The organism is Streptomyces sp. NRRL S-340, from assembly GCF_000720185.1.
GTDB lineage: Bacteria > Actinomycetota > Actinomycetes > Streptomycetales > Streptomycetaceae > Streptomyces.
This window is the reverse complement of sequence record NZ_JOIY01000064.1, coordinates 23,112-33,802: the sequence shown is the minus strand read 5'-3', so window position 1 is coordinate 33,802 and position 10,691 is coordinate 23,112. Positions and strand designations below refer to the sequence as shown.

Genomic DNA, 10,691 nt, shown 5'->3' with positions numbered 1-10,691 from the left:
GTCGAACGGCACGCTGGTCGGTACGCAGTCGGGCAGGTGCCTGGATGCTACGGGTCCGAGTTCCGCCAACGGCACCAAGCTCCAGATCTGGGCGTGTGCCGCCTCCGACAACCAGCTCTGGAAACTCCCCGCCTGACAGCCCGCTTCACGGGAGATGGCGGTGTGCACGGCGCCCCAGGCCGGATGCCTGGGGCGCCGCGTCATGCGCGGAAGCACCCGTCGTTCCGGCGAGCGAAACATATGTATGTGAGACAGGCAGTAGGGTTCGGGAGAAATGTGTGCGAAAGTGTGAGTCCGTAGAGAAAGGTGTCTGCCGTGGCGGGTGTCGAGCAGCGTTCCCTGAAGAGCAGCAACCCCCTGCTGTCCCGGCGGCGGTTCGAACGCCGGGGCGGACGGAAGACGGCCGCCGGTGACCGGGGTACGCAGATCGAGGTGGAGGCCGGACTCGCCGTGGGGCGGGAGCGGACCGGCACCGGGCAGGACACCGAACCGGGGGCCTCGCCCGACCCCGGCCCCGAGCCGTCGCCGTGGCTCGTCGCGGACCTGCTGACCATGGACGCCGTGGTCTCACGCGCCGCCCTCACCCTCGCAACGGCGGCCCTGACCGCCGTGCTGGCCTGGACGGTGCCACCGGTGGCCCCGGCCGGCACCGGCTGGTCGTACGGCCTCGCGGGCGCCGCCGCACTGCTCGTCCTCGCCCTGGTGCTGGTCCAGTACGCGCGCACCCGTCCGTCGGCGGGGCTGGCCCTCGCCCACGCGGTGGGGCAGGGGGCCTTTCTGGGCCTGCTGTCGAACACCGTCTGCGCCCGTGTGGCGCCCGGGGCGTGCGCGCAGCTGGTGCTGGGCACGATGACCGCCTGCGCCGGTGTGCTGGCGGCCCACCGGCTGCGCTGGACCCGTATCGGGCGCCGGGGCCGCGGGCTCGCCGGGGCCGGGGCGCTCGGGCTGGTGCTCCTCGCCGCCGCGGACCTGCTCCTGCCCGCCCTGTCCGACGCGGAGGGCCTCGGTCTTCGCAGCGGTGTCCCCGGTGTCCTCGCCGGCGTCGTGGGCGTCGTCCTGGGCACGTCCTTCCTGGCCCTGCACCTGCGCCGGGTCCAGCACGCGCTCACCCGGGGGGTGCCCGCGCAGGAGGCGTGGCTCGCGGCCTTCGGCCTCACGCTGACGCTGGTGTGGCTGTACGTCGAGACCGTACGGCTGCTCACCCTCGTACCGCAGGACGACCTCTACTGACCGTGCACCGACGCCCGTGCCCGCGCGGGCGGCCCGGCCGTCAGGTGCCGCGCGGCCAGGAGACGGCGGTGGCCGCGGTCGCGGCGGTGACCGAGGCCAGCCGGGCGAAGTCCAGCGTCGCCGGCACGTCGGTCGCCCGGTGGTAGTGCGGATTGCGGAAGTTCGCCGTGTCGGTGAGCATCAGCGCCGGGATCCGCCGGTTCCAGAAGGGCGCGTGGTCGCTGCGTCCGAGATGGCCGGCGGGCGGGACGGCCAGGCCGATGAGCAGGCCCAGCGGGCCGTCGGGCCGCGGGTCCCGCAGCAGGATCCCGCGCAGGCCGGGGGAGGCCGCCGCGGCGGCCCGCTGCCAGTGCGCGGCCGCGGCGGCCGAGGAGCGCCGGTGCACCACGAGCGTGAAGTCGCCGCGCAGGCCGTCGGCGCGGGTGGCCGCCGCCGCCTCGGGGAAGACGGTGGCGAAGCCGGGCGGGAGCCGCTGGCTGCCCGGTGTGTCGTCGAAGCAGCCGACCGACTCCAGGCAGATCATCCCGGCGACGCGGCCGGCCAGGACCAGTTCGCGGGCGGCGTGCCGGGCGCCGATGAGGCCGAGTTCCTCCATGTCGAACACGGCGAGCGTGACCGCCGGCGGCCGGGGGAGCCGGGCCAGCAGGCGCGCGGTCTCCAGCACCACCGCCACTCCGGACGCGTTGTCGTCCGCTCCCGGGCTGCCGTCGACACTGTCCAGATGCGCGCCGACCAGCACCGTGGGCCCCGCGGCGGCGCCGGGCAGGGCGGCGATCAGGTTGGCACCGCGCAACCGGCGGTGCAGGCGGGGTTTGAGGGCGAGCGCGCGATGTCCGTGCCGGTCGGTCGAGCCGATCCGCCACCGCAGGTCGAACGGCTGCCGCTCCACCTGCCAGCCGGCGGCGGCCAGTTGCTCACGGACGTACGCCTCGGCGCGCTCCATCGCCCGCGGCGCGCGCCGGCGGCTGCGCGGCCCGGCGGCGGCGAGGAACTCCACGTCCCGGCGCAGCCGTGAGACGTCCGCGTCCGCGAACGGCCCGGTTCCGCCCGGGGCGGGTATGCCCTCGTCCATCACCACTCCGCGTCTCGGCAAGGTGTGTCGTACGCCGAGAAACCTAACACTCCCCGCACCGCCGGAACCCGCACACCCGAGTGCGGGGTGCGCCCGGGAACCGGCACCCTGGGACCCGTCGGCACTCACCCGCTGGTGTTCAGGGTGTCGGCGGGCCGGCGCCGGACGGCCCGCGATGCGGGCACCGCGGCCAGAGCGGCGGCACCGCCGACCGCGGTCACCGCGAGCAGGGCCAGGAGGAGCGGGGAGGGGCCGGCCGCGATCCCGGCCCCGATGCCGCTGGAGCGTGCCTGGGCGTCGATCAGCCAGTGGGCGAGCGGCAGACCCGCGGCCGTGGCGAGCGCGACCGCCGCCAGCGCCGTGCAGGCGGTCGCCGTCACCGTGATCGCGGACACCTGCCGGGGCGTCAGTCCGATCGCGCTCAGGGCCGGCAGGTCGCGTTCGCCCTCCCGGACGGTGCTGCCGATCGCGGCCAGCAGCTCGATCAGCCCGATCAGCGCGAGCACGCAGACGAGACCGGCGACGAGACCGCGCAGGGCGGACAGCCCGTCGGCGGGGCTGGGCACCGGGTGCACGTCCAGGTGCCCGTGCCCGGCCCTGACCAGCGCCGCGCCGACCTGGTGCGGATCGGCCGCCGGGCGCAGGCGCACCTGGTAGAGGGTGGCGCTCAGCCCGGGGTCGTTCTCGCGCAGGGTGTCCAGGGAGGTGGAGATGACCCGTCCGGCGTTGGCCGGTTCGATGCTGCGGCCCACGATGTGCAGCACCTGCGGCTGACCGGCCACCGTCATGCGGACCCAGTCGCCCACGTGCGCGTCCAGCAGGTCGAGCAGGCCCTGGCCGGCGACCGCCTCGTCGGGACCGCGCGCGGCGCGGCCCTCGGCGACGCGGTACGGGTAGGGGTCCTGGCGGGTGCCGAGGCCGCGCAGGGCGATGGTGGACGTCTGCCCCGGTACCAGCGCCGCCAGTTGCACCCCCGGGTAGACGGCGGCCACGCTGGGCTCGCGCCGGAGCACGGCGCGGGTCTCCCGGTCGTCCAGGGTGCCGTCCGTACGGACCGTCAGGGAGGCGGGCAGACCGAGGCGCTCGGGGTGGCCGTGCAAGCGGTCGATGGTGGTCCAGGCGCTGGTCGCGACCACCACGAGCAGCAGCGGGAGGGCGAACCTGCCGACCGTGGCCAGGGTGCGCCGGCGGCTGGTGACGGTCCGGTGCCAGCCCAGCAGCACGCCGGGCGGCAGCCGCAGGCCGAGGGCGCGGCGCGCGGCGCCGGTCAGCCGTCCGCCGGACACCGCCGTGCGGCGCGGCACCGGCACGGGCGGCACCCGCCCCGCCCGCCAGGCCGCCAGGCCGGTGACGGCGCCGATGAACAGGACGGTGCAGACCGGCACCGCGAACAGGGCGGCGCCGTGCCCCGGCAGTCCCTGCCACACGCCGACCGCGTCCCCGAGCCGCCCCGGGACACGCGGCCCCAGGCCGCGGACGAGGACCGCGGCGGCCACCGAACCGAGCACGGCGTACGCCACGTGCTGCAGCAGGAAGATCCGGACCACCTGGCCGGGGGTGAAACCGATCGCCTTCAGCACGGAGATGTCCCGCAGGTGCCCGCGGATCCGGGCGCCGATCGCGCCGTGCACGGCGAGCCCGGCCGCCAGCAGCGCCGCCACGCCGAACAGGCCGAGCACCTGGCCGAGCAGCCGGTCGTCGCCCTGGGCCTCGGCCCGCGCCTGCCGCCAGGTGGAGACCTCGCCGACCACTCCGGCGCCCAGCACGGTCACGGCCCGCTGGACGGCGTAGTCCGTGTCGTCCGGGTCGGTCAGGCGCAGCCCGACGACCTGGCCGCCGCCGTCACCGATCGCGCCGGGCGGCGCCCACACCAGTCCCGGCTGCTCGCCCGGCCGGTAGCGGGGTTCGGCGCTCTCGGCGACGCCGACCACGGTCAGGGTGCGCGCGGTGTCGGGCAGGGTGAGCGTGTCGCCGGGTTCCGCGAGCAGGACGCGGGCGAGGCTGCTCTCCAGCACGACGCCGCCCGCGTCCCGCGGGTCGAGCCAGTGGCCGGAGACGAGCAGGGGCCGGTCCACCGACGGCGGAGCCGGGGTGCCGCGCAGCTCGACGGAGGCGCGGACACCGCGCACGGACACGGTGGCGAACGTGTCGGGGTAGGGGCCGGCCACGGCTTGGACGCCGTCCAGGGAGGCGAGGCGGCCGGTGTCGGCGTTCTTGACGGTGTGGATCCACACGTGTGCGCCGCGGGACTGGGTGAACACCCGCTGCCACGGGTTGGTGGCGTAGCCGAACAGCGCGGTGGCCAGCAGCAGCGAGACGACGATGCCGGCCGTGGCCAGCACGAGGAAGAGGGCCTCCCCGCGGTGGGTGCGCAGATCGGAGTGGGCCCAGCGCAACGTGGCTCGCACGGTGTCAGTCCTTCGGACGGGCCGGGTGCCGGAGGGCGCCGCTCATCGCGTCCGCTCCTTCAGCTCCAGCACACGTGTGATACCGCCGGTGCCCGGGGCGGGCGTCCCGTCCAGCTCCGCGTCGTCGGCTATCCGGCCGTCGAAGAAGCTGATCACCCGGTCGGCGGCGCTGGCCAGCCGGGCGTCATGGGTGACGAGCACGATCGCCTGGCCGCGCCGGTGGAAGCGGGACAGCAGCCGCATCACCTCGCGGGTCCCCTTGCTGTCGAGGCTGCCGGCCGGCTCGTCGGCCAGGAGCAGCGGGGGGTGGTTGACCAGGGCGCGGGCGAGCGCCACCCGCTGCTGTTCGCCGCCGGACAGCTCGCCCGGCATGCTGCGTTCCTTGCCGTCGAGCCCCAGTTCGCCGAGGAGTTCCTCGCGCTCGGCGCGGGCCTGCCGGGGGGTGCGGCCGGCGAGCAGGGCGGGCAGCTCGACGTTGTCGGCGACGGACAGGTTGGAGACCAGGTTGAAGAACTGGAAGACGATCCCCACGGTCCGCCTGCGCTCCTGGGCCCAGCGGGCCTCGCTGTAGGAGTCGGTGCACCGGCCGTCCAGCCAGATGCTTCCCCGGTCCGGCCGTTGCAGCCCGCCGAGCAGGTGGAGCAGGGTCGACTTGCCGGCCCCGGAGGGCCCGGTGACCGCCACGAACTCGCCCCGCCCCACCGACAGGTCGACCCCGCGCACGGCGTGCGCGGGCGCCCCCTCGCCGTAGTGGGTCTTCACCAGCTGCTCGGCCCGCAGCACGGGGGGTTCGGCGGTCTGTTCCCCGCGAGAGCGCCCGTCACTCATGGCGGTCGTTCACTCCTGGTCCTCCAGTTCCTCCTGACACCGCTCCAGCCAGTCCAGATCGGCCTGGAGGTGCAGCATGGCGCCCTCGATGAGCAGCTGGGCGATCCGGTTCTCCCGGTCCTCGGCCGCGGCCAGCCTGGACAGCTGGCGCATGGTGTTGAGGTACTGCCGCCGCTGCTGGTTGATGAGGGCGATCTGGTCGGCGAGGCCGGTCTGCGGGGCGAGGGCGAGCTTCATGAAGAACTCGTCCCGCACCCGCGGTTCGTCCTCGGGCTCCGCGAACCAGGTGCGCAGTTCGTCCCGTCCGGCGTCGGTGAGGTGGTAGATCTTCTTGTTGGGCCGGCTGGACTGCTCGACCTGCTCCCCCTGGATCAGGCCGGTCTTCTCCAGGCGGCCCAGGGTCACGTAGATCTGGCCGACGTTCGGCTGAGGGTACGCTGAGCCGAGCAGTTGCTCAAGGTCCTGCTTCAGCTCGTAGCCGTGTGCCGGGCCGCGGGCGAGAAGGGCCAGGAGGGGCAGGCGCACTCGTGCAGTCCTCCTAGCCTTGTCATCTGCCTGTTGTGCTCCAGACTCTAGTATCGCCCATACCTAACGGGTATACATGGGCTGACGCTCGGCGAAGGTGCCGGCGCCGGTGTGCAAGGAGGAACCTATGCGGTGGATACGGGCCACCGGTAGGGGTCTTCTCGCACTGGTCGTGGTCATGACCGGCTACCTCGCCTCGGGTGCCCGCGCCGACGAGGGCGGCGGCAGCACGCGCGGACCGCTCACCCTGGCCACCGCGGGGGACCTCACCGGCTATCTCGGCCCTCTCCTGGAGGGCTGGAACAGGACCCACCCCGCGGAGCGGGTGACGCTGGTCGAGCTGCCCGACTCCGCCGACGAGACGCACGCGCAGATGGCCACCGACCTGCGCGGCGGCGACCGCAGCCGCTTCGACGTCCTCAACATCGACGTCAACTGGACCTCGGAGTTCGCGGCGGCCGGCTGGATCCGCCCGCTGCCGGCCGGGCGCTTCCCGCTGAAGTCCTTCCTGCCGCCGGTCGTCGACACGGCGACCTACGACGGCCGCCTGTACGCCGTCCCGTACGTCACCAACGCCGGGCTGCTCCTGTACCGCAAGGACGTGCTCGCGAAGGAGGGCGTGCCGCCGCCGCGCACCTGGGCGGAGCTGGAACGGGACGCCAGGACCATCGCGCCGAAGTACGGACTCGACGGCTACGCGGGCCAGTTCCTGTCCTACGAGGGGCTCACCGTCAACGCGGCCGAGGCCGTGTACTCCGCGGGCGGCACGATCCTCGGCGAGGAGGGCCGGCGCGTCACCGTCGACTCGGCCGCGGCCCGCGAGGGCATCGGCTTCCTGGCGCGCGGGCTGCGCGAGGGCTGGATCCCCCGGGCGGCACTGTCGTACAAGGAGGAGGAGTCCAAGCAGGCCTTCCAGGACGGCCGCCTGCTCTTCCTGCGCAACTGGCCCTACGCCTACGCCGTCGCCTCCGCCGAGGGCTCCCCGGTCGCCGGGAAGATCGGCGCGGTGCCGCTGCCCGGCCCGCACGGACCCGGCACGAGCGTGCTGGGCGGATCCGACCTCGCCGTCAACACGCATGCCCGGCACCCGGAGTCCGCCGAGCGCCTGATCCAGTACCTCACCGGTGAACAGGTCCAGCGGCAGGTGCTCACCCGGGGAGCGCTGCCCCCGGTCCGGGCGGACCTGTACCAGGACCCGGAGCTGGTGCGGCGGTTCCCCTACCTGCCGACCCTGCGCGCCGCCGTGCTCGCCGCCGCGCCGCGCCCCAAGAGCCCGCGCTACGACCAGGTCAGCCTGGTGGTGCAGGCGGTCGTCCATGACGCGCTGACCGGGCAGCAGACGCCCGAGCAGGCCGTGCGCCGGCTGGCGCGGGAACTGGACGACATCACCCACCGCTAGCCACCCCCCCTAGTTACTTGTTAAGTAACGCGGACATAACACCCTGCCGCCGTATGTCCGCTTTTGGGTGGTTTTCGCGGAGGTAACTCCCCAGTAGTCTCGGCCACTTCGTTGACAGCTGCGTGAAACACATACATAACATGCATGCACAACGACGGGCTTTCAGAGACAGGTCAATCATGTGAACAGGCATCGTTGGTGGCGTGACGCCGTGATCTACCAGGTGTACGTCCGCAGCTTTCTGGACAGCACCGGTGACGGCGTCGGCGATCTGGCCGGGGTCCGCGCGGGACTGCCGTACCTGAAGAAACTCGGGGTCGACGGCATCTGGCTGAGCCCCTTCTACCGCTCCCCGCAGCACGACCACGGCTACGACGTCGCCGACTACTGCGACGTCGACCCGCTCTTCGGCGACCTCGCCGAGTTCGACCGGCTGATGACCGCGGCCCGCCAGCTCGGCGTCAAGGTCCTCCTCGACATCGTCCCCAACCACTGCTCCAGCGAGCACCCGTGGTTCCGGCAGGCGCTCGACTCGCCGCCCGGCAGCGCGGCCCGCGCCCGCTTCCACTTCGCCGACGGCCGCGGGCCCGACGGCGCCGAACCGCCCAACAACTGGCACGCGATGTTCGGCGGCCCGGCCTGGAGCCGGGTCACCGAGGCCGACGGCCGGCCCGGCCAGTGGTACCTGCACATGTTCACACCCGAACAGCCCGACTGGAACTGGCGCACCCCCGAGGTGGCCGCCGAGTTCGACCGCGTCCTGCGGTTCTGGCTGGACCGGGGCGTGGACGGCTTCCGCATCGACGTCGCCGCCGGACTGTTCAAACACCCCGACCTGCCCGACTCACCCGACCCCGAGGCCGACGCCCGCACCCGTGACTCGGTCAACCCGCTCGCCTGGAACCAGCCCGAGGTCCACGACGTGTGGCGGCGCTGGCGCTCCCTGTGCGAGGAGTACACCGCCCGGGACGGCCAGGAGCGGCTGCTCGTCGGCGAGGTGTCCGTCCCCACCGCACGCGAACACGCCCGGTACGTCCGCCCCGACGAACTGCACCAGGCGTTCTTCTTCGACCTGCTCAGCGCCCCCTGGGACCCCGACGCCTTCCGCAAGGTCGTCTCCGAGGCGATGCAGGACATCGCCGGCACCGGCTCCACCGTCACCTGGGTCCTCAACAACCACGACCAGGTCCGCACCGTCACCCGCTACGGCGAGCCCACCCCCGAGGGCAGCGGGCTGGGCGCCGCCCGCGCCCGCGCCGCCGCGCTGCTGATGCTCGCCCTGCCCGGGGCCGCGTACATCTACCAGGGCGAGGAACTGGGTCTGCCCGAGGTCGTCGACCTGCCCGACGACGTGCTCACCGACCCGATCTTCCACCGCACCGGCAGCCGGGCCCGCATCCGCGACGGCTGCCGGGTCCCGCTGCCCTGGTCCGGTCAGGCGTCCCCCTTCGGCTTCACCTCCGGCACGGAGAACGCCAAGCCGTGGCTGCCGCAGCCCGAGTACTTCGCCGAGTACGTCACCGACCGCGCACTCGCCGACACCCGGTCCTTCTGGCACCTCTACCGCGAGGGCCTGCAACTGCGCTCCGCGCTGCCGCAACTGGGCGAGGGAACGCTGCGCTGGCTCGACACCCCGCCGGGGATCCTCGCCTTCACCCGCGGCGACGGCCTGGTCTGCGCCGTCAACTTCGGTACGGCCCCCACACCCGCCCCGGTGCCCGGCACCCCCCTGCTGGCCAGCGGGCCGTGCCCGCCCGGCGTACTCGCCGGCTCCACCGCCGCCTGGTGGATCACCGACCCCGCCGGCCTCTGAATCCTCCGTCAGTCAGTTCCCCACCCCTGAAGGGACATCAACGATGATGCGACGACGCACCGCACTTCTCACCGGCTGCACCGCACTCGTCCTCGCCCTCGGCGCCACCGCCTGCGGCAGCGACGACCCCGTCTCGGCGGGCGGCGGCAGCAAGGCACTGAGCGGCCAGACGGTCACCGTGGCCGGCGTCTGGACCGGCAGCGAGCAGAAGAACTTCCAGAAGGTGCTGGACGCCTTCACCGAGAAGACCGGGGCGAAGACCCAGTTCGTCTCCACGGGCGACAACGTCTCGACCGTGATCGGCAGCAAGATCGAGGGCGGCAACGCCCCCGACGTCGTGATGGTCCCGCAGGTCGGCGTGCTCCAGCAGTTCGCCCAGAAGGGCTGGCTCAAGCCGCTGTCCGCCACCGCCCAGCAGTCCGTCGGCGCGAACTACGCACCCGTCTGGAAGAAGTACGGCAGCGTCGGCAACACCCTCTACGGCCTGTACTTCAAGGCCGCCCACAAGTCGACCGTCTGGTACAGCCCCGACGCGCTCACCCAGGCCGGAGTCCAGCCGCCGGCCACCTACGCGGACATGCTCAAGGCCGGGCACACCGTCTCCGACTCCGGACTCGCCGCCTTCGCGGTCGCCGGGGAGGACGGCTGGACCCTCACCGACTGGTTCGAGAACATCTACCTCTCCCAGGCCGGACCCGAGAAGTACGACGCGCTCGCCGCACACCACCTGAAGTGGACCGACGCCAGTGTGGTCAAGGCACTGGACACGCTCGGCAAGCTCTTCAAGGACAAGCAACTGATCGCGGGCGGCCAGAAGGAGGCCCTGAACACCGACTTCCCCGGCTCGGTGGAGAAGGTCTTCGGCCCCAAGCCCGAGGCCGGCATGGTCTACGAGGGCGACTTCGTCGCCGGTGTCGCCCACGACCAGTTCGGCAGGACCGTGGGCAAGGACGCGAACTTCTTCCCGTTCCCGCCGGTCGACGGCGGCAAGGCGCCGGTGGTCAGCGGCGGTGACGCCGCCGTCGTCCTCAAGGACGGCAAGAACAGCAAGGCGGGCATGCAGCTCGTGGAGTACCTGGCCACCCCGGAGGCCGCGGGCGTGTGGGCGAAGGCGGGCGGCTTCCTCTCCCCGAACAAGGCGCTCGACCTCGCCACCTACGGCGACGACGTCACCCGGGCCACCGCCAAGTCCCTCATCCAGGCCGGCGACACCGTCCGCTTCGACATGTCGGACCAGGCACCCGCCTCGTTCGGCGGCACCAAGGGCGTGGGCGAGTGGAAGCTGCTCCAGGACTTCCTGCGCGACCCGTCGGACCCCAAGGGCACCGCCGCCCAGCTGGAGGCCGCCGCGGCCAAGGCGTACAAGGGCCAGGGCTGATCCGACATGACCGCCACCACACTCACCAAGGAGACGGC

9 protein-coding genes are annotated in these 10,691 nt (G+C 73.2%); 5 read left to right on the top strand and 4 right to left on the bottom strand.

What is annotated here, in order from left to right; genetic code table 11:
• Nucleotides 1-13: 13 nt before the first annotated feature.
• Both IG64_RS39695 and IG64_RS34675 read left to right on the top strand, forming a co-directional pair.
• Nucleotides 14-136 carry an RICIN domain-containing protein gene (locus IG64_RS39695; protein ID WP_420710038.1) on the top strand — a complete coding sequence of 41 codons (123 nt, stop codon included), beginning with the start codon at nt 14-16 and terminating at the stop codon, nt 134-136.
• Nucleotides 137-315: 179 nt separating this feature from the next.
• The gene (locus tag IG64_RS34675; RefSeq protein ID WP_037863787.1) at nt 316-1,230 is read left to right on the top strand and encodes a Bax inhibitor-1/YccA family membrane protein; all 915 of its coding nucleotides are present in this window, start codon (nt 316-318) and stop codon (nt 1,228-1,230) included.
• A gap of 40 nt (nt 1,231-1,270) precedes the next feature.
• On the opposite strand, the gene IG64_RS34670 is transcribed toward IG64_RS34675, so the two are convergent.
• From IG64_RS34670 to IG64_RS34655, 4 genes are all read right to left on the bottom strand, one after another.
• Nucleotides 1,271-2,302: a M28 family peptidase gene (locus IG64_RS34670; RefSeq protein ID WP_051813683.1), complete on the bottom strand. Its 1,032-nt coding sequence runs from the start codon at nt 2,300-2,302 to the stop codon at nt 1,271-1,273.
• A gap of 125 nt (nt 2,303-2,427) precedes the next feature.
• Nucleotides 2,428-4,710, bottom strand: coding sequence for an ABC transporter permease (locus IG64_RS34665; RefSeq protein ID WP_037863785.1), 2,283 nt, complete (start codon nt 4,708-4,710; stop codon nt 2,428-2,430).
• Nucleotides 4,711-4,752: 42 nt separating this feature from the next.
• Nucleotides 4,753-5,538, bottom strand: a complete 786-nt coding sequence (locus IG64_RS34660; protein WP_037863783.1) for an ABC transporter ATP-binding protein — start codon at nt 5,536-5,538, stop codon at nt 4,753-4,755.
• Between the two features lie 9 nt (nt 5,539-5,547).
• Nucleotides 5,548-6,063, bottom strand: coding sequence for a PadR family transcriptional regulator (locus tag IG64_RS34655; protein WP_037863781.1), 516 nt, complete (start codon nt 6,061-6,063; stop codon nt 5,548-5,550).
• 127 nt (nt 6,064-6,190) lie between these two features.
• On the opposite strand from IG64_RS34655, the gene IG64_RS34650 reads away from it, so the two are divergent.
• The 3 genes from IG64_RS34650 to IG64_RS34640 all read left to right on the top strand — a co-directional run bounded on the left by IG64_RS34650 (nt 6,191) and on the right by IG64_RS34640 (nt 10,653).
• Nucleotides 6,191-7,462, top strand: a complete 1,272-nt coding sequence (locus IG64_RS34650) for an ABC transporter substrate-binding protein (RefSeq protein WP_037863779.1) — start codon at nt 6,191-6,193, stop codon at nt 7,460-7,462.
• A 181-nt stretch (nt 7,463-7,643) separates the two neighbouring features.
• Entirely contained in the window at nt 7,644-9,275 is a 1,632-nt protein-coding gene (locus IG64_RS34645) for a glycoside hydrolase family 13 protein (RefSeq protein WP_037863778.1), read from the top strand.
• 43 nt (nt 9,276-9,318) lie between these two features.
• On the top strand, nt 9,319-10,653 hold the full coding sequence (locus IG64_RS34640; protein ID WP_037863777.1) for an ABC transporter substrate-binding protein: 1,335 nt from the start codon (nt 9,319-9,321) through the stop codon (nt 10,651-10,653).
• Nucleotides 10,654-10,691: the final 38 nt, after the last annotated feature.